Annotated in this window: 15 protein-coding genes and 1 pseudogene; 6 read left to right on the top strand and 10 right to left on the bottom strand. The window is 38.4% G+C overall.

Features of this window, described 5'->3' with window-relative positions:
* Window positions 1-198 precede the first annotated feature (198 nt).
* The 5 genes from pheT to nth all read right to left on the bottom strand — a co-directional run bounded on the left by pheT (window position 199) and on the right by nth (window position 5,357).
* Window positions 199-2,613: a phenylalanine--tRNA ligase subunit beta gene (gene pheT / locus ACFIK4_RS06035; RefSeq protein WP_375611409.1), complete on the bottom strand. Its 2,415-nt coding sequence runs from the start codon at window positions 2,611-2,613 to the stop codon at window positions 199-201.
* A gap of 32 nt (window positions 2,614-2,645) precedes the next feature.
* On the bottom strand, window positions 2,646-3,728 hold the full coding sequence (pheS, locus tag ACFIK4_RS06030; RefSeq protein ID WP_375611410.1) for a phenylalanine--tRNA ligase subunit alpha: 1,083 nt from the start codon (window positions 3,726-3,728) through the stop codon (window positions 2,646-2,648).
* A gap of 94 nt (window positions 3,729-3,822) precedes the next feature.
* Complete coding sequence (rplT, locus tag ACFIK4_RS06025; protein ID WP_012754515.1) at window positions 3,823-4,224, bottom strand: 50S ribosomal protein L20; 402 nt, start codon at window positions 4,222-4,224, stop codon at window positions 3,823-3,825.
* Window positions 4,225-4,257: 33 nt separating this feature from the next.
* On the bottom strand, window positions 4,258-4,461 hold the full coding sequence (gene rpmI, locus ACFIK4_RS06020; protein WP_183193590.1) for a 50S ribosomal protein L35: 204 nt from the start codon (window positions 4,459-4,461) through the stop codon (window positions 4,258-4,260).
* 155 nt (window positions 4,462-4,616) lie between these two features.
* A complete protein-coding gene (nth, locus tag ACFIK4_RS06015) occupies window positions 4,617-5,357 on the bottom strand; it encodes an endonuclease III (protein WP_375612818.1) in 741 nt (246 codons plus the stop codon).
* Window positions 5,358-5,477: 120 nt separating this feature from the next.
* Between nth and ACFIK4_RS06010 the strand changes: the two genes are divergently transcribed.
* From ACFIK4_RS06010 to ilvD, 3 genes are all read left to right on the top strand, one after another.
* Window positions 5,478-5,909, top strand: a complete 432-nt coding sequence (locus ACFIK4_RS06010) for an Hsp20 family protein (protein WP_375612819.1) — start codon at window positions 5,478-5,480, stop codon at window positions 5,907-5,909.
* 26 nt (window positions 5,910-5,935) lie between these two features.
* Entirely contained in the window at window positions 5,936-6,187 is a 252-nt protein-coding gene (locus ACFIK4_RS06005) for a DUF1150 domain-containing protein (RefSeq protein WP_012754519.1), read from the top strand.
* Window positions 6,188-7,158: 971 nt separating this feature from the next.
* Window positions 7,159-8,997, top strand: a complete 1,839-nt coding sequence (ilvD, locus tag ACFIK4_RS06000) for a dihydroxy-acid dehydratase (RefSeq protein ID WP_375638162.1) — start codon at window positions 7,159-7,161, stop codon at window positions 8,995-8,997.
* Between the two features lie 1,031 nt (window positions 8,998-10,028).
* On the opposite strand, the gene mutS is transcribed toward ilvD, so the two are convergent.
* Window positions 10,029-12,773, bottom strand: a complete 2,745-nt coding sequence (gene mutS, locus ACFIK4_RS05995; RefSeq protein ID WP_375611415.1) for a DNA mismatch repair protein MutS — start codon at window positions 12,771-12,773, stop codon at window positions 10,029-10,031.
* 195 nt (window positions 12,774-12,968) lie between these two features.
* Here mutS and ACFIK4_RS05990 point away from each other — a divergent pair, with 195 nt between their 5' ends.
* Entirely contained in the window at window positions 12,969-15,269 is a 2,301-nt protein-coding gene (locus ACFIK4_RS05990; RefSeq protein ID WP_375611416.1) for an NADP-dependent malic enzyme, read from the top strand.
* 67 nt (window positions 15,270-15,336) lie between these two features.
* On the opposite strand, the gene secB is transcribed toward ACFIK4_RS05990, so the two are convergent.
* A complete protein-coding gene (secB, locus tag ACFIK4_RS05985; protein ID WP_375611417.1) occupies window positions 15,337-15,813 on the bottom strand; it encodes a protein-export chaperone SecB in 477 nt (158 codons plus the stop codon).
* 142 nt (window positions 15,814-15,955) lie between these two features.
* Window positions 15,956-16,450: an FxsA family protein gene (locus ACFIK4_RS05980; protein WP_375675441.1), complete on the bottom strand. Its 495-nt coding sequence runs from the start codon at window positions 16,448-16,450 to the stop codon at window positions 15,956-15,958.
* A gap of 174 nt (window positions 16,451-16,624) precedes the next feature.
* Here ACFIK4_RS05980 and ACFIK4_RS05975 point away from each other — a divergent pair, with 174 nt between their 5' ends.
* Complete coding sequence (locus tag ACFIK4_RS05975) at window positions 16,625-17,317, top strand: Tim44/TimA family putative adaptor protein (protein ID WP_375612823.1); 693 nt, start codon at window positions 16,625-16,627, stop codon at window positions 17,315-17,317.
* A gap of 52 nt (window positions 17,318-17,369) precedes the next feature.
* On the top strand, window positions 17,370-17,960 hold the full coding sequence (locus ACFIK4_RS05970; protein WP_375611420.1) for a Smr/MutS family protein: 591 nt from the start codon (window positions 17,370-17,372) through the stop codon (window positions 17,958-17,960).
* A gap of 135 nt (window positions 17,961-18,095) precedes the next feature.
* On the opposite strand, the pseudogene ACFIK4_RS05965 reads toward ACFIK4_RS05970, so the two are convergent.
* A pseudogene (locus ACFIK4_RS05965) lies at window positions 18,096-18,344 on the bottom strand (Arm DNA-binding domain-containing protein); the annotation flags it as partial.
* 528 nt (window positions 18,345-18,872) lie between these two features.
* Complete coding sequence (locus ACFIK4_RS05960) at window positions 18,873-19,409, bottom strand: GcrA family cell cycle regulator (RefSeq protein ID WP_375617530.1); 537 nt, start codon at window positions 19,407-19,409, stop codon at window positions 18,873-18,875.
* Window positions 19,410-19,503: the final 94 nt, after the last annotated feature.

Genomic DNA, 19,503 nt, shown 5'->3' with positions numbered 1-19,503 from the left:
AGGATTAAGAGAAAAAATAACTTTTCAAGATGTTTAAAAACAGTTTTTTCATATTGAAAAAACTGATGATTTAAGCAGCTTGTTTTGGTAATAAGATCCCCTTTCAAGAAGCTCTATAGCTCTTGAGTGCTAAACAAAAAGGGAGTACTCAAACAAGCTCCCACTTCATGTAAAATATCTCATAAAAAATGAGAATACTCAGTAGCGCAAATATGCACCTGTCATTTTGGTAACATTATCCACGATTTTTGAGGCAAGCTTTTCTAAATCTTCATCTGTTAGAGTCCGTTCTATGGGCTGAATAGTTACTTCAATTGCGACAGATTTTTTATCTTCACCAAAGCTTAAATCTTCAAAAATATCAAAAACCTGCACTGAATGAATAAGTTTTTTATCAGCTCCACCTGCCGCACGAATAATAAGAGAAGAGGCAACAGTTTTATCCGCTATAAAGGCAAAATCACGCCGCACCATTTGAAAAGGTGAGAGTTTCAAAGGAGGACGGCTTTTGGTCGTTTTTTTCTTTGATTCTGGAATTCGATCTAGAAAAATTTCAAAGCCGCATAAAGGGCCACTGACATCTAACTTTTCTAATGTAGCAGGATGAAAAACACCAAAAAAACCAAGAATAATCTTTGATCCAAGTTTTATGACACCTGAACGACCAGGATGATACCAATCCGGTGCTCCAACTTCAATCTGCACTTTCCCAACATCCATATCGCATGCTTCTAAAATAGCTAAAGCATCTGCTTTGGCATCAAAAACATCAACGACGGTTGCATTTCCATTCCAAAAACGCCCAGCCCCTTTAAATTGCTCTGTTCCGCGACGAATTCCACTAACAACACGGTGTTGTTTATCAGGGGTGTCGCCCTCATAAATACTTGAAACTTCAAACAAAGCAAGATCGGAAAAACCACGATCAGCATTTCTTTGTGCTGCCATAATCAAGCCAGGTAAAAGGGAAGGACGCATCATTGACATATCAGCAGCAATAGGATTAACTAATTTAAGCTCTTCTTGACCTCCTCCAAAAGCAAGAGCTTGATTTTCAGAAATAAAAGACCATGTCACCGCTTCTTTCATACCACGTTGCACTAGAGCCAAACGTGTAGCACGTGAACGAATTTGTGCGCATGTTAAAATTTGATCTTTTCCTTCTGCAAAGTTTTCCAAAGGAATAGGTTTAATTTTATCTAACCCATAAATTCTCATAACCTCTTCCACCAAATCGGCTTTACCCATAATATCAGGGCGCCATGATGGTACTTTTACCGTAACGACTTCTCCTTTTCCTTCAACAAAAAATCCAAGTTTTGTTAAAATAGAGATGACTTTTTCAGGTTCTATTTCCAAATTTGTTAAACGTTTAATTTCAGAAAAAGGAAAAGCGATCTGTTTGATTTCTTGTTGCTGATAGCCAACGATCTTCTTTTTAGATACTTCACCACCACAAAGACGTAAGACCAATTCTGTTGCAATCTCAAGTCCTGTTTCTATAAAAGCCGGGTCAACACCTCGTTCAAATCGATAACGTGCATCACTAATAAGACCTAATGCTCTTCCTGTTTGTGCAATGCTTCGCGCATCCCAAAGCGCCGATTCAATAATAATGCGATGTGTTGTTTCATCACAACTCGTTCTTTCACCGCCCATGATACCGGCAATCGAAACAACCCCCTCGTCATCTGCAATGACACAATTCTTAGGGCCCAGATGATAGATTTTTCCGTTCAGTGCTTGAAGCTGCTCTCCTTCACGCGCGCAACGTACACACAAATTACCTTTAATTTTATCTGCATCAAAAACATGGAGCGGACGACCAAGGTCAAAACTGATGTAATTGGTCATATCAACAAGCGCATTAATCGGTCTCAGACCAATTGCATTCAAACGCTGTTGCATCCACTGTGGTGATGCACCATTTTGAACATTGCGCACTTCACGCCAAGCAAAACCTAAACATAATGATGAATCTTGCGAAAAATCTAATGAAACATCGAGAGGTGTTTCAAAGGAAGGATCAAATTTTGACAAGGATAATTCTTTTAATTTTCCCATTCCAGCGGCAGCAAGATCACGTGCAATACCACGAACACCTGTGCAATCGGAACGATTAGGGGTCAAACCAATATCAATAACCGGATCATCTAAACCAGCATAAGCTGCAAATGAACCTCCAATAGGTGCATCTTCTGGAAGTTCAATAATCCCATCATGCTCATTTGATAATTCAAGCTCCGCTTGTGAACACATCATCCCAAAACTTTCAACACCTCGGATTTTTCCTACAGATAATGTTACATCAAGTCCTAGAATATAAGTGCCTGGTAGTGCCAGAACACCAACAAGACCTGCGCGTGCATTTGGTGCTCCACAGACAACTTGAACAGGTGTGGAAGTCCCTGTATCGACTGATAAAATTTGAAGTTTATCTGCATCAGGATGCTTTATTGCTGTTAAAACTTTTGCAATCACAAAACCTTTTAAAGAAGACCGATCATCAACGTAATCAACCTCAAGACCTATAGCGGTTAATTTTTCACAAATTTCATTCAAAGATGCATTTGTTTCTAAGTGATCTTTTAACCAGGACAATGTAAACTTCATTTTAAAACCTCACATGAAAGCGATGACTAAGATCACACATTTCTATTAGGAAAAAAAGCAGGCATATCAAAGCAACGAAAGCCATAATGGTCTAACCAACGCAGGTCAGCATCAAAAAAAGCCCGCAAATCAGGCATACCGTATTTCAACATGGCAATACGATCAATGCCCATGCCCCATGCAAAACCTTGATATTCATCTGGATCTAAACCAACATTTTTCAACACCTGGGGATGCACCATTCCGCATCCTAAAATTTCCAACCAATCCTGCCCTTCTCCGAACTTTACTTCTGAACCAGAACGATCACATTGAATATCTACCTCCATAGATGGTTCGGTAAAAGGGAAAAAAGAGGGACGAAAACGCATTTTTACAGAGGGAACTTCAAAAAATGCTTTACAAAAAGTTTCATGCAGCCACATCATATGTGCAATGGTGGAGGTTTTATCAATGACAAGACCCTCGACCTGATGGAACATGGGAGAATGTGTTGCATCCGAATCCATGCGGTAAGTTTTTCCAGGAATAATGATTCGTATCGGTGCTTTTTGTTTTTCTAGTGTGCGAATTTGTACGGGTGATGTATGGGTTCGCAATAATTTTCGTTCTCCCATTTTATCAACATCAAAAAAGAAGGTATCATGCATTTCACGCGCTGGATGCCCTTCAGGAAAATTCAATGCTGTAAAATTATAATAATCTGTTTCAATATCAGGTCCCTCTGCAAGAGAAAAACCCAACTTTGTATAAATGGCAATAATTTCCTCAATCACTTGTGAAATAGGATGAATGCGTCCCCGTTCTATAGGTGAAGAGCGAACAGGCAAGGTAACATCAACTGTTTCACGAGAAAGACGGACATCCATTGCCTGTCTTTTCAGAAGATCACGCTTTTGTGCCCATAATTCTAAAATGCGATTTTTTAATCCATTAAGAACTGGTCCAACTTTATGGCGCTCGCCAGCATCCATTTTTCCTAATTCTTTTAATTTTTCAGAGATACTACCTTTTTTACCCAATGCTGCAATACGCACTTCTTCAAGTGCTTGTTCATCACCTGCTGCCTCTAAGGCTAAACAAATTTCTTGTTCCAGACGCTCAATATCATTCATATTTTTGCCTATTTTTTAATAAAGAAAAACCCGCACTCGCAATAGCCAGCACGGGACCTCGAATAAATGAATGCTTTAAGAGAACACGACTGGCTTATTTGACAGCGCCTTCGAAAGCATTAGGTGTCGTATCTTTTAAATATTCTAAAGCTTTTTTTGCCGAAGCAACTAAAGCAGAAAATGCTTCTGCCTCATGGATTGCTATATCTGAAAGAACCTTACGATCAACCTCAATACCGGCTTTTGATAAGCCATCAATAAAACGTCCATAAGTTAAACCTTCTGCGCGAACAGCCGCATTAATTCTCTGAATCCACAAAGCACGGAAAGTACGTTTCCTATTTTTGCGATCACGATAAGCGTATTGCTTTGAACGATCAACCGCTGCTTTAGCTGCACGAATGGTATTTTTACGACGACCGTAAAAACCTTCAGCCTGTTTAAGAACTTTTTTGTGCTTAGCGTGTGCTGTCACACCTCTTTTCACACGAGCCATATTATAATCTCCTCAAAATCAAAAGCGTAAGGTTTAAATACCATTCGGCAAATAATGCTGAATGACTTTTTTAGCATCTTGTTCACACAAAACCATTGTTCCACGTGCATCGCGAATAAATTTATTCGAACGCTTAATCATGCCGTGGCGCTTACCGGCAGCTGCTACTTTAATTTTGCCTGACGCAGTGATTTTAAACCGCTTTTTAGCGGATGATTTGGTCTTCATCTTGGGCATTTTGCTACTCCGTACATTAATTTATTCAATCAAACATTTTATTCACTCAAGCGGACCAACGCTTGAACAAGCATTTAAACAGCCACGGCATGCCCTGCCGGGCGGCTCTTAAAGACGTTTTCATAAGCTAGTATACACAAAATAGCAAGACCGTATTACAAAAAAATCGGTGCTCCATTGCCTTGAAGCTCAACCAAAGGTGCTGGAATTGCATTTGTTTTGATGGCTGCTTTACATAAATCGGCAATAATGCATTGCGTACATTGTGGTTTACGGGCTTGACAAATATAGCGACCATGTAAAATCAGCCAATGATGCGCATGGCGAATATAATGAACCGGTATAATCTTTAATAATTTTTTCTCAACAATTTCTGGTGTTTTTCCAGGCGCCAAACCAAGACGATTGCTTAAGCGAAAAATATGTGTATCTACTGCCAATGTAGGCTGACCAAAAGCAACATTCAAGACCACATTAGCCGTTTTGCGCCCCACTCCAGGAAGGGCCATGAGTGCTTCACGCGTATCGGGTACTTGACCGCCATAATAATCAATTAAACAGTTGCAAAGCGCATAAACATTACGTGCTTTTGCACGCCAAAGGCCAATTGAACGGATATGATTTGCTATTTCTTCTTCCCCTAATGCAACCATTTTTTCCGGTTGATCAGCAAGGCAAAATAATTCTTTTGTCGCTTTATTAACGCTTACATCTGTCGCTTGAGCCGAAAGCACAACGGCAACTAAAAGTGTAAAAGTATTTATGTAGTTAAGATCACTCTTAGGTGTTGGGCGTTGCACAGAAAAACGGCGAAATATTTCCGCAATTTCATCTTTATTATACAATATACTAGATAAATTTCGCACCTTTGATAATTTTATGTTACTTTGAGGCATTGAACTCTCTTAAATCTTCTCTCTTGAAGTTATCATTCACGCTCGCCATATGAGAGGAGTGCAGCGAACACTTTTATAGAGTTTGGTCAAGTAAAGCCGTTTTAAAGAGGATACTCATGAATGACACATGTGACGCCTTTCTCCAATCCTTTTCTTTTAGGGTTTGAAACCGTAGAAAAAATATTGCAACGTATCGGTAAAGCTGATGAGGCTTACCCAGCCTATAATATTGAACGTTTGCATAAAAGTGATGATGCAAATCATATCCGGATAACTTTGGCTGTTGCTGGATTTAAGATTAACCATCTTAATATTTTACTCGATGATAATCAATTGGTTATTCATGGTAAACAAACAGACAACCAAAATCATCAATATTTATATCGCGGTATAGCTGCGCGACAATTCCAGCGAACCTTTGTTCTCGCGGAAGGGATGCATGTTACAAATGCAGAGTTGAAAAATGGTCTTTTATCAATTAATCTGTATCAACCAAAATTAAAAAAAGAAATAAAACAGATTCCAATTAAAGTCAGTAGTGGTGAGTCATAAAAGTTAAGGCGTAAAGGAACAGTGAAATGGGAGAACACAAACAAAACTTGTCGTTTCAGAACACATCCTACTCTGATGCGGGACAGATTGCCTATTTAAAAAAAGTTTGTACAGATGATCTGGCTAAAAACTTTCCAGATCTTCCACCGATGACCCCAGGCATTACGATATGGGCTCTCTTTGGTGAAACAGGTTATCCTATCATTTTATCCGATGAGCGTTCTATCGCCCTTGCTGGAGCCAATGAGCATGAACTACAAATTGTAACTCTGCACTAGATTACCTTACGAGAAAAAGCTGTACTCTTTATAAATTCTATCTGTTTTTTCGTAAAGGGTGTAATGTGAGTTATAATGAGATTAAGTATTGATTTATATTCATAATTAATTTTTTACAACTGGAATGAGAGTCCCGAATATCATAAGGTTCTCTCATTTGAGATCTTCTTATATTGAAACAATTAAAGTCACTTGCTTGATGTCATAAGCAGGGAGAGCCATGTGGATAAAAACACTTGAAGAAAGGAATAAAAATATCTCTTTTTAATTGTCTCAATTACCAAGGACGTTCACGATATGGGGATAAAAAAATGTATGATGGTGTCAGTTTTCTTCTTCATAAGTGTGAAGATGTCCCTTATAGATTTATATTATTCACGGGGGCTGTTATACCATTCATAGGCGCTATCGTGAAATGGGCTCGAGTGCATTGAAAGATGTCTCTTTAAAATGAGTATAAAGGCTATACAAGTGTATTTTGTTTGGTGTGTTTTGTTCTTCCTGAGGGGAGTAGCTCTATTGAAGAGTGTAAAAACAAAAGCATGAGATAATGCGTCATCATTATTTAAAAGATATTTTTATGAATGCGTTTGAAAGGTGTAAAGCTGAATTATAAGGAGATGATAGATTTTTATCACGATTTCTTTATATTCTTTCCAATTCCAGAAATTACGCAAACAGATAGATGCAATATGCTAACCAAATCTGGCATACAAAAATCTGGAACAGTTCGTGTCATACTGAAGCGTTTTGATATTTGTCTCAAACGTGGACTTGCACAGGGATTAGATGTTGATTAACAGGTAATAAAAAACAAAGGCTTTATGAAAAAGTTTATGCAGAGCTTTTAATTTTGTGCTTCAAATGCCGCAGTACAAGGTATTTTTCTCTTTTGAATATTAAAGCTCTTGTTTTTATAATGAAGTTACAGCACAACAAGCAAAATGGAATTATTTGAGGGGAAAAAAATAATGCCTTCTTACCGTTCAAGAATATCAACCCACGGGCGTAATATGGCAGGAGCCCGCGGACTTTGGCGTGCAACAGGGATGAAAGATACTGATTTTGGTAAACCCATTATTGCGATTGCGAATTCTTTTACACAATTTGTACCAGGGCATGTTCATTTAAAAGATCTTGGGCAATTAGTCGCACAACAGATAGCAGTTGCCGGTGGTGTTGCGAAAGAATTTAATACCATTGCTGTAGATGATGGAATTGCGATGGGGCACGATGGAATGCTCTATTCGTTGCCCTCACGTGAAATCATTGCTGATTCTGTAGAGTATATGGTTAATGCACACTGTGCAGATGCACTTGTTTGTATTTCTAATTGTGACAAAATTACACCTGGTATGTTAATGGCTGCTTTACGGTTGAATATTCCGACAATCTTTGTTTCAGGCGGTCCTATGGAAGCAGGTAAGATTAAATGGAAGGATCAAGATCTAACGGTTGATTTGGTCGATGCCATGGTTGCAGCAGCTTCAGAACAAAATTCAGAAGAAGAAGTTGCTGAAATGGAGCGTGCTGCTTGTCCTACATGTGGTTCTTGTTCAGGAATGTTTACGGCCAATTCTATGAATTGCTTAACGGAAGCATTGGGGCTTTCTCTTCCCGGAAATGGATCAATGTTAGCAACACATGCAGATCGACGAATGCTTTTTGAAGAAGCTGGAAAACAGATTGTTGCATTGGTTAAACGTTATTATGAAGAAGATGATGAAACAGTTTTGCCGCGCTCTATTGCTTCACGCAAGGCTTTTGAAAATGCAATGACCGTTGATATTGCCATGGGGGGATCAACCAATACAGTACTGCATCTTTTAGCTGCAGCGCAAGAAGGTGAGGTGGATTTTACCATGACGGATATTGATCATCTTTCACGTTGTGTTCCTGTTTTATGTAAGGTTGCTCCTGCTGTTGCAAATGTACATATGGAAGATGTTCATCGCGCTGGTGGTATTATGGGGCTTTTAGGTGAACTGGATGCGGCAGGACTCATTGATACATCAACTTATACGGTTCACGCAAAAACAATGAAAGAAGCTCTTTACCGCTGGGATGTAAAGCAAACTAATGAGCCAACAGTTCATGCATTTTATCGTGCCGCTCCAGGTGGTATTCCAACACAGACAGCTTTTAGTCAATCTTGTCGCTATGAGACCCTTGACCTTGATCGTGAAAAAGGTGTGATTCGCGATAGGGAACACGCATATTCACAAGATGGAGGATTGGCAGTTCTTTATGGGAATCTTGCAAAAGATGGCTGCATTGTAAAAACAGCAGGCGTTGATCAATCAATTTTAACTTTTAAAGGTCCGGCAAGAATTTTTGAAAGCCAAGATTCAGCTGTTTCAGCTATATTAACTGATAAGATTAAAATAGGTGAAATTGTTTTAATCCGTTATGAAGGCCCACGTGGTGGACCTGGAATGCAAGAAATGCTTTATCCAACGAGTTATCTCAAATCTAAAGGATTAGGCAAGGTTTGTGCACTTGTTACAGATGGACGTTTTTCAGGTGGAAGTTCAGGGCTCTCAATAGGACATATTTCACCAGAAGCTGCTGAAGGAGGAGAAATTGCGTTGGTGGAAGAGGGGGATATCATAGAAATTGATATTCCAAATCGTAGAATTCATATGTTGGTGGATGACGTTGAGATGAACCAGCGCCGTTCTAAGATGGAAGCAAAAGGAAAAGGCGCTTGGCAACCGATTGAGAAGCGTCAGCGTAAAGTTTCAAAGGCTCTCAAAGCCTATGCAGCGATGACCACATCTGCTGCAAAGGGTGCAGTACGTAATATTTGATGAGTTGAATAGAGATAGTGCTCTGATTTTTTGCATCTTTTGCACGATATTCTAAGCTAATTATTTTATGAGTTTATGAACTTATCAGAATATTTCGAGTCATGATGAGTATGATTAAAAAGCTATCAATACAACTAAAAACTGCGGTAGATTGCTTATTTTAGCAGCTATGTAAGACAGATACAGTATAATTACTTTTCATATCATATTCCAATCTTATATGAGATTATGATTTCTTATTACTCATAATTTATGAAAGATATTTATTGTACTGGTGGCATTATCTTGTTGTACCGTAAAAACACTGTCATTTAGAGCTGTGATATACGGCATCTTCCTTAAATATTAAGTGTGTTTTTAGTGTGTGGTGAATATTCTTAGACTTGTTTGTAAAGCTTTGAGTTTAAGAGAAGCACATGATTAGGAAGTCAAGGAAAATCCGTTAGAAGCTGGACTATTTGCAGACTTGATTCGAATGAAAATTCTTATCCATTAAGGTGTGGGAAGGAGTTGAAGGATGTTTATGAAAATAAAGTACAGCTGTGATATATCTGATTATATGTTTCATATGAAAACAGTAAAAGAGCTCTTTATAACTTAAAATGTGAAGAAAATACGAGACCCATTATCCATGAATTTATTATACAAAATGGGATGGTATTCCAACACTGACAGTTTTAAACTAAAAATATTGCTATGATAACAATAATATTGATCGTGAAAAAGCACAATTCATTAAATATGGCGTATTTGCAAGGTGGAGGAGATTTCATGACAATCTTTACAAAAAACGACTATCTTGTAAAAATAGCCGATCTTGACCAATTTTTTGTATAAGAGCCAATATTAATCTAAGGGAATATGAAATATAATGCATAGGGTTTTGCCTATAGGCAATTACACTTATCAAAATATATTATGTAGAAAAGCGATGGGAATACGATAAATAACTGTTTATGCTGTGGTATATCAAAAATGGTTACGTTATCTCCTATTAAGAAGGTTTTTTAATAAAAAATAACATCTGTTTTCTATAAAGGGTTACTCTTTTCAAGCTGTTTGAGGTGGTAAATTGCTTCTAAAGCTTGTTTAGGAGAGAGTTCATCGGGATGGATATTTTTTAAAGCTTCGTGAAGAACACAATGTTTGTTTCTTTCTTCATTGACGGGAGATGTTGCTTTAAGAGAAAAGAGAGGTAAATCATCAATGAGTTTATGTCCTTTTCCAGCCATTTCGCCTTGTTCTAATTGATGGAGTACATCTGTTGCTCGTGTAATAACGGCTGGGGGAAGTCCAGCAAGCTTTGCGACTTGTACACCATAGGAACGGTCAGCGGCTCCTGGTGTGACCTCATGAAGAAAAACTACATCACCATCCCAATTTTTGACTTTCATGGTTACATTATGCAGTCTGTCAAGTTTTTCGGTAAGTGCAGTCATTTCATGAAAATGGGTAGCAAGAATAGCACGACAATGGTTAACTTCATGGAGATATTCAACAGCAGCCCAAGCAATAGAAAGTCCATCAAAGGTTGATGTTCCACGTCCTATTTCATCAAGAATAACAAGGGAATGGTGGCTAGCATGATTGAGAATCGTTGCTGTTTCAACCATTTCCATCATAAAGGTTGAGCGCCCTCGTGCAAGATCATCGGAAGCCCCAACGCGACTAAATAGGCGATCAACGACACCAATATGTGCTGAAGTTGCTGGAACGAAGGACCCCATTTGCGCCATAATAGCAATAAGAGCATTTTGCCGCAAAAAAGTTGATTTTCCTCCCATATTAGGCCCTGTCAACAGCCAGATTGCTGCATATTGCTGATTTTCTTGCACAGAGAGATCACAATTATTGGCAATAAAAGGTTCTGCTGCTTGTTTGCGGAGTGCTTGCTCGACGACAGGATGGCGTCCTGCTGTAATGCGAAAGGTAAGTGAAAGATCAATTTTAGGGCGGCAATATCCTTGTTCTTCAGCAAGATATGCTAAAGCGACAGAGACATCTAAAATAGCAAGTGCTTCAGAGGCTTTACGAATAAAATCAACTTGTTCGGTAATTTCATGAACGAGAATATCAAAAATCTCTAGTTCAAGTGTCAATGCGTGATTGGCAGCATGGGCAATACGGCTTTCAAGGTCAGCAAGCTCTGTTGTCGTAAAACGCATAGCGTTTGCCATTGTTTGCCGATGAATAAAACTTGCTTTAGCTTCTGGATTATTTGTAAGAGCAGATGCTTGTGTACTGGTTACTTCAATGAAATAACCTAGAATATTATTATGCTTTATTTTAAGCGTCTTAATATCTGTTTTTTGGGCATATTGCGCTTGAAGTTCAGCAATGACACGGCGAGATTCATCACGTAAAGCACGCATTTCATCGAGCTCTTTATGATAATTGGAACGAATAAAACCACCATCACGTTTAAGGAGTGGGAGATCATCAGCTAATGCTTGTTCTAAATGAAAGTATAACGCTGTGGGTAAGTTTGAGAACACCTGTTGTACATCACTTATTTCTTGAGGCAGAAGCTCATTATCAAGAAGTTGATGCAATTCACGAATGATTTCAAAGCCACGCTGGATTGTCGCCATATCACGGGGACCTCCTCGTCCAAGAGCCAAACGTGAAACGGCGCGGGGCATATCTGGTCCCCCCTTTAAAATAAGCTTTATCGCTTCTGCAAGAGAAGGATTACGTAGAAAAAAATCGATAGAATCCAAACGCGTATCAATAGCTGAAGGAGTGGTGAGGGGAGCAATAAGGCGGTCAATAAGAAGGCGTGATCCTCCTCCTGTTACAGTGCGATCAATAGCTTTTAATAAACTTCCATCCCGTTGACCTGATGTCGTTCGAATAAGTTCAAGGCTTAGTCTGGTTGCGGCATCAATAAAAAGAGTTGCACTTTCATTTTGGCGTTCAGGCTGCATGAGGGGAGGGCGATGCGTGATTTGTGTTTTTTCGATATAACGAATAGCAGCTACAATTGCAGAGAGTTCACAGCGTGAATAATCGGCAACGCCTTCAAGAGTTGAGAGTTTAAAATAATTGCAAATATCGCGTTCAGCGGTGAGTGCATCAAAGAGACAAGCAGGTTGAGGTGAAACGATACGATCAAGAACACTAAAAAGTGACTTGTGAGATTTATCATGAAAAAATGAATCAGAAACAATGATTTCTTGTGGATCCACACGCATAATATCTGCTAAAAGTTTTTCTTGGCGGCTCTCTGTTACACGAAATATGCCTGTTGAGATATCAATCCAAGAAAGAGCAAATTCCTCTCCATCGCTAGTTTTTATACGGGAAAGTGTCATCAAATAATTTGCGCGTGTTGGATCAAGGAGTTTTTCTTCTGTTATTGTTCCAGGTGTTACAAGACGAACAACATCACGCCGAACAACAGATTTTGAGCCACGTTTTTTTGCTTCAGCAGGATCTTCTATTTGTTCACAAACAGCAACTCGGTAACCACAAGCAATCAGTTTTTGTAAATAATCATCTGCAGCATGAACGGGAACACCACACATAGGAATATCTTGTCCTAAATGTTTTCCGCGTGCTGTGAGTGTGATTCCTAAAGCCTGAGCAGCTTCAATCGCATCATTAAAAAATAATTCATAAAAATCCCCCATTCGGTAAAAGAGAAGGGAATCATGATGGACGGCTTTGATTTCTATGTACTGCTCCATCATAGGTGTAAGACGTTCTTGAGAGGAAGCAGATGGGGAGGCAGGCTGTGGAATTAAATTATTTTTATGATTGTTTTTTTTATCCATTTGTACGAGGCCTGTTTCCTTTAAGTGAAGTTTTTACTCTTTTTTGTTTACTTCAATATCTATTTATCTCTAAATTGCAACGCATCATCAGATTTGCTAAGGCAAGAATAGCGATTTCTAATATATGAATCAAATTTAATGACTATACGCATTATCAAGCAAAATTTACACTGTTTTTGGAGAAAATAAAGTGAGATGAAAAAGAGCGAGCAGGATCAGAAAATGTCTCAAACTGTTTACAGTGCGAGCGAAAGAGAAGCTCTAGATTTTCATAGTCGTGGTCGACCAGGAAAGCTTGAGATTATTGCAACAAAGTCTATGGCAACACAGCATGATTTAGCACTTGCTTATTCACCAGGTGTTGCCGTTCCAGTTAAGGCAATTGCTCAAAATCCAGCGCTAGCTTATGATTATACAGCAAAAGGTAATCTTGTTGCTGTTATTTCAAATGGAACCGCTATTTTAGGGTTAGGCAATTTAGGTGCACTTGCCTCTAAGCCGGTCATGGAAGGCAAAGCAGTGCTGTTTAAGCGTTTTGCGGATATTGATTCCATTGATTTAGAAATTGATATAAATGATACGGAAAGTTTTATCAATTTGGTGCGTCATTTAGAACCTTCTTTTGGTGGAATCAATCTTGAAGACATTAAGGCACCTGAGTGCTTTATGATTGAAAGCCGCCTACGCGAGGTGATGAATATTCCTGTTTTTCACGATGATCAACATGGTACAGCGATTATTGTTGCTGCGGGTGTTCTCAATGCTTTGACTTTAACAGGGCGCGATATGCAAAATACGCGGTTAGTCTGTAATGGTGCTGGTTCTGCTGGGATTGCTTGTATTGAACTGATTAAAGCAATGGGCTTTCGTTCTGAAAATATCATATTATGTGATACAAAGGGTGTGGTCTATGAAGGTCGTAAAGAGGGAATGAATCAGTGGAAATCTGCGCATGCTATTCAAACGGATAAACGTACGCTTATGGAAGCAATGGAAGGAGCAGATATATTTTTCGGGGTTTCTGCTAAAGGTGCTCTTACCCCTGAAATGGTAAAATCCATGGCGCCGCAGCCGATCATTTTTGCTATGGCCAATCCCGATCCAGAAATTACACCGGAAGAGGTTATGCAAGTGCGTCATGATGCTATTGTTGCAACAGGGCGTTCCGATTATCCAAATCAGATTAATAATGTTCTCTGTTTTCCTTATATATTTCGTGGTGCGCTTGATGTGCGTGCAACAGTTATTAATGAAGACATGAAGATTGCTGCGGCAAGGGCTCTTGCCGATTTAGCGCATGAGGAAGTACCTGACAGCGTTGCAGAAGCTTATCGTGGAAAGCGATTAAAATTTGGTCCTAATTATATCATTCCCGTTCCTTTTGATCCGCGTTTGTTCACAGTTGTTTCAATAGCGGTAGCAAAAGCAGCAATGGAAAGCGGTGTTGCACAAAAGAACATAGATGATTTAGAGGCCTATGAGCGTGATTTAAATGCGAGGCGTGATCCTACTTCTTCGATAATGCGTGGGGTTTATAACCACGTTCGTCAAGCGCCAAAACAAATTGTTTTTGCAGAAGGTGAAGAAGAACAAGTTATGCGGGCAGCCGTTTCTTATGTTCATCAAAAATTAGGACAAGCGATTTTGGTTGGTCGGGAAGAGCAAATAAGAGAAGCAGCTGTTATCGCTGGAATTGATTTGGAGCGTGAAGGTATTTCTATTATAAATGCCAAGCTTTCTTGCCGTACAGATGCTTATGCGAATTATCTTTATAAAAAGATGCAGCGTCAAGGCTGGCTGTTGCGTGACTGTCATCGTCGTATCAATAATGATCGCAATTATTTTGCTGCGTGTATGGTGGCACTAGGAGATGCTGATGCAATGGTTACAGGGGTGACACGCAATTATGAAACAGCGTTGATCGATATACGTCGGGCAATTGATGAAAAACCAAAAGAACGATTGATTGGTATTTCAATGGCCATTTGCCGTGGCCGAACTGTGTTTATTGCCGATACAGCTGTTTATGAAAATCCTAATGCTGAAGAATTTGCTGATATAGCGGAACAAACAGCTTCGTTTGTACGTGGATTTGGGTATCAACCACGGGTAGCATTTTTAGCATTTTCTACGTTTGGCTACATGAAAGGGCAGACGACGCAGCAAATTCAGGATGCAATTAATATTTTGCACGAACGCAAGGTTGATTTTGAGTTTGATGGAGAAATAAGCGCTGATGTGGCGCTCAATTCCAAATTGATGCAGCAATATCCATTTATGGGATTAACGGAGCCTGCTAACATTTTGGTTATGCCTGGATATCACGCATCTTCCATTGCAAGCAAAATGTTACAAGAACTCGGTGAAGCAACTATCATTGGTCCTATTTTAATTGGATTGGAAAAATCTGTCCAAATTGTACCGTTTAGTGGGAGCGATACAGATGTTGTCAATATTGCAATGCTTGCGGCTTATCATGCCGCAAAAGTCGTCTAAAGGAAAAAAGCCCCTAATATACCAATAATATATCAAGGGGCTTTTTGATAGCAAAAAAATAAATTTTTTAAGAGGGCTGTATTTGATTGTCTTTTTGCTCTTCAGAAAGACGCTTTTGGAAGAGTGCTGCAAAATCAATAGGATCAATCCACAAAGGTGGAAAACCACCACTTTGAGTAGCATCAGATATAATTTGGCGAGCAAATGGAAATAAAAGACGGGGACATTCAATAAAGACCAGTGGCATAACATGTTCTTGTGGAATGTTTTTAAGGTGGAAAACACCACCGTAAATAAGTTCTACATGAAATAAGGTTTCAGTTTCATCATTGGCTTTGACGGAGAGAGACAAAACGACATCATAATTGTCATCACCAATTGGGTTAGCATTGACGTTAATATTGATATCAATTTGTGGTGATTTTTCACGTGCACGTAATGAACGAGGAGCACCAGGGTTTTCGAATGATAAATCTTTTAAATATTGAGTTAATACAGCAAAAACCGGCTCTCCACCACTGTTATTCATTTCATCTTCGGCCATACGACAAACCTCTTCCATTATAATATGTATATTTATTTTAGATCTAAAGACCAGATTGGTTATCACGCCTTGCAAAAGGTTGCAAGAAATGCGCTCTTTATCTTGAATATTTTTTTAGTTTGTTACAGATTTTTTAGGTATTTCAATGGTTATCATCATTTTTGCGCCATGGAGATTCTGTCGTATCATGAATTGTGTAATCTTCTGCTTTTAGATCAATTATTTTTTCAGAGTCATTTTTTCTTTTAGTATTGGGATTCATTTTGTTTTTTAATGATGCAAAGAAATACCAAGCAACAGAGCGAATTGGTTTAATAAGAAGTAATATTCCCAAGAGGTCAGTTACAAAGCCGGGAAGAATAAGTAAAATTGCACTAAACATGATGAAAGCATCATTAATAATATTATTCTCTAATGTGCGTCCTTGGATAAGTTCATTTTGTATATTTTTTAAGAGGCTAATCCCTTGAATTCGCAATAAAACAACCCCAACTATGGTTGTGAGAATAACCAAGCTCAAGGTTGCCAAAATACCAATTTCTTGACCAACAAAGATAAAACCAGCAATCTCGATTAAAAGAATGCAAAGAAAGATAACAACAAAAAAACGAGGATTTATAGAATAAAGTTTTATCACATGAAAGTTTCCTTCTAGATGAGTAGGGGGAGAAATTCTTAAGAGAACTCCGTTTAAATACAAAATCTATAAAAATATTTGAATGATAAGATTCCTTATTTTACATATTTATTGATAAATGGTATTGACTGCAATGTTTATTAGAGACTTAAGCTTTGGAGATTGATAGCGCCTATGGAATTTGACGTTATACTTGTCATAGCTCTTGTTGTTATGGTTGTTATTTTTGTGCAACTCCGTAATGTATTAGGGAAACGAATTGGGTTTGAAAAGCCACCCTTTGATCCTTATTCACGACGTTCTAAAAAACAAGTTGAAGCAGAAACGGCTGATAATATTGTTTCGTTCCCTCATCAGAAAAATTCACAAAAAGACGACTTTAGTGAAATTGATAAAATTTCACCGGAGGGGAGTGTTTTGAATAAAAATTTGCGGGAATTTCATAGAATTGATCCTCATTTTTCTCCTCAACTTTTTATAAAAGGTGCACAAATTGCGTATGAAATGATTGTAACAGCTTTTGCCAAAGGTGATCGCAATCAACTTAAAAGCTTGCTTTGTCAGGATGTTTTTGAGAGCTTTTGTATGGCTATTGAGCAACGAGAAAAAAATAAAGAAAGAATAGAATTCACTTTTGTTGGAATTAATAAGGCCGAATTTGTTGCGGCGGCAATACAAGAAAAAGATGAACTTTTAACAATACGTATTGTCAGTGAGATGATTTCTGTTACTTATAATGAACAGGGCGAGCGTATAGACGGTGATCCTGATGCTATTGTAGAAATCAGGGATATTTGGACTTTTGTTCGCAATAGTTTATCGTCAGATCCCAACTGGAAGCTTTTTGCTACAGAAAATGAAAATTAAAATACTTTTTGTTTTTCTTCCATAAGCATTCAATGATTTATGAGAAATTAAAATGTCCTCAAGTAAATGGAGACAAAAAAGAGATTTATTGGCTTCACAAGATCGTCTTTTATGGGAGATGGTTTGTCGTACGATAACACCGCTTCACGGTAAGATGCTCTCTTCTGCTTCAGAAACTATTGCAAATATTAATGATAAAAAACAGCCTGTAACTCAAATCTCCTCATTGTCTCAGGAAAATCAACAACCCTCGACAATTATTAAAAGAGAAAAGAGGTCAGTTACACAAGCACAAAAGATTCATTTCTTTGATCATGTTGCATATCGTAAAATTTCCCAAGGTCGTTGTCCTCTTGAGGCGCGTCTTGATCTCCATGGTTATATGCAGGAAGAAGCTTATTTTTTCTTAAAAAAATTTCTACAGTCCTCTCAGCAGAGAGGATTGCGTTATGTCCTTGTGATTACAGGAAAAGGACGATCCGTTGGGAGCGATGGAGCTTTGTATAGATTTGTTCCGTATTGGTTATCAACACCAGCTTTTCGATATTATGTCCACGCGTTTGAGCAAGCAGCGCGTCAGCATGGCGGAGAAGGTGCGCTTTATGTTTGGTTGCGCCGTTTTGTGTCGGGAGAAGGAAAGTGATGTTATTGTGGTCGCTCTAGATTTTATATTTATTTATACTTATAATTTATTGTTTTTGTATATTTCGTAAGAGCCTTGAATACAATATTCCCTTCTTTATAATTTTTTATAAAAAATTATAAAGATATTATTTTACATTCTACGTATTGCTTCACGCTTTTGTTTATCGCATTCTTTAACGGGGCACATCCCTCACGCAAAACAGAATGACATTGAATTGCATGTATTCACAGGCTTGTTTTAAAGAAATATCTCTCAACGCTCCCAAGCCTATTTTGCGACGGCATCCGTGAAGAGTATAATGATAAATCCATGAAGCACCCCCTATCTTTATACTTAATAAAAGGGCAATCTGGCATCATCATACACTTTGCCATCTCCCAATGTTGCAACAACCCTTTAAGTCCTTGGCACTTGAAAGCATTTATAAGAGGCATGCTTTTCTTTAAGTGTTTTTAACTCTCCACAGTTCTCATCTCGCTCGTGACGCCCAAACAAAAGATTTTGATTGATTCAATATAAGAGGACTTAAAATGAGAGAGATATAAATGGATCTCATTCAGGTTGCAAAGCGATAAATTATTTTTATAAACCACAGCATTACTCTATTAAATACACGAAGCATAAAAACATGAGAAATTGAGAAACTAGCTTATTCAAAAGATGTCGCTATGGATAGTGTTAAAAGCAGTACAACTAAATTAAAGAAAATTGTGAAAATAAACAGGAATATAACTTTACAACACACAGCTGCGCAATAGCACCAAAGGATACAGTTTCGTTGAATAGTTTCATGAAGAAATTTTTTCATTCATTAAAAGCTCCATTAAATTTCTTTCTCATAATAATTCGATAATTAAAATTTAATAGCGAAGCGCAGAAGGCGTAGAATACGAGATTCAATTGAGGATATTACACTCTTATCCGACGTCTTTCAGATATTGGTTGAAATGCTAGCTTAGCATGAAAGGCACAATAGGGGCTATTTTCATCAGAATCTGCACCACAAAAATGAAAATCTGCTGATAATGGATCGCCAACCGGCCATCTACATGTATTTTCACTCAATTGTAGAAGATTAAGTTGACGTGATATAGGCACAACTACATTGGATTTTGTGGACATATCAACTTCTTTTACATCTTCCACTACAAATTCTGTCTTTAAAGCTGTTTCTTCAATACTTACAGATGATGTGTTTATTGGCGATACTGTGGATGTGTTGCGACGCACACGTGGAGATGATGGGCTGCTGCTTCCCACGGGAGTTTTTTGCGCACGCGTGCTTCCTTGAGCTGTCTTACCACGTCCTGGTAACTTTAATCGATGTACTTTGCCGATGACTGCATTTCTGCTGACCCCACCTAATTGAGCAGCAATTTGACTTGCACTTAACCCTTCACTCCAAAGCTTTTTAAGAAGCTCAACGCGTTCACATGTCCAACCCATACCAGCACTCCATTCCGATTACGTCACTAAGATGCTCTCCCCCGTTGCATCTTCAAATGTTTAAATAATGTTTTCATTACGCTGAATGAAAGAA

The sequence above is a fragment of the Bartonella sp. AP9QHHD genome, from assembly GCF_042195625.1.
GTDB lineage: Bacteria > Pseudomonadota > Alphaproteobacteria > Rhizobiales > Rhizobiaceae > Bartonella.
This window is presented reverse-complemented; position numbering and strand designations above follow the sequence as displayed.

Coding starts and splice junctions, on each gene's coding strand:
- pheT (WP_375611409.1), bottom strand. CDS start 2,613: ATGAAGTTTACATTGTCCTGGTTAAAAGATCACTTAGAAACAAATGCA.
- pheS (WP_375611410.1), bottom strand. CDS start 3,728: ATGAATGATATTGAGCGTCTGGAACAAGAAATTTGTTTAGCCTTAGAG.
- rplT (WP_012754515.1), bottom strand. CDS start 4,224: ATGGCTCGTGTGAAAAGAGGTGTGACAGCACACGCTAAGCACAAAAAA.
- rpmI (WP_183193590.1), bottom strand. CDS start 4,461: ATGCCCAAGATGAAGACCAAATCATCCGCTAAAAAGCGGTTTAAAATC.
- nth (WP_375612818.1), bottom strand. CDS start 5,357: ATGCCTCAAAGTAACATAAAATTATCAAAGGTGCGAAATTTATCTAGT.
- ACFIK4_RS06010 (WP_375612819.1), top strand. CDS start 5,478: ATGACACATGTGACGCCTTTCTCCAATCCTTTTCTTTTAGGGTTTGAA.
- ACFIK4_RS06005 (WP_012754519.1), top strand. CDS start 5,936: ATGGGAGAACACAAACAAAACTTGTCGTTTCAGAACACATCCTACTCT.
- ilvD (WP_375638162.1), top strand. CDS start 7,159: ATGCCTTCTTACCGTTCAAGAATATCAACCCACGGGCGTAATATGGCA.
- mutS (WP_375611415.1), bottom strand. CDS start 12,773: ATGGATAAAAAAAACAATCATAAAAATAATTTAATTCCACAGCCTGCC.
- ACFIK4_RS05990 (WP_375611416.1), top strand. CDS start 12,969: ATGAAAAAGAGCGAGCAGGATCAGAAAATGTCTCAAACTGTTTACAGT.
- secB (WP_375611417.1), bottom strand. CDS start 15,813: ATGGCCGAAGATGAAATGAATAACAGTGGTGGAGAGCCGGTTTTTGCT.
- ACFIK4_RS05975 (WP_375612823.1), top strand. CDS start 16,625: ATGGAATTTGACGTTATACTTGTCATAGCTCTTGTTGTTATGGTTGTT.
- ACFIK4_RS05970 (WP_375611420.1), top strand. CDS start 17,370: ATGTCCTCAAGTAAATGGAGACAAAAAAGAGATTTATTGGCTTCACAA.
- ACFIK4_RS05960 (WP_375617530.1), bottom strand. CDS start 19,409: ATGGGTTGGACATGTGAACGCGTTGAGCTTCTTAAAAAGCTTTGGAGT.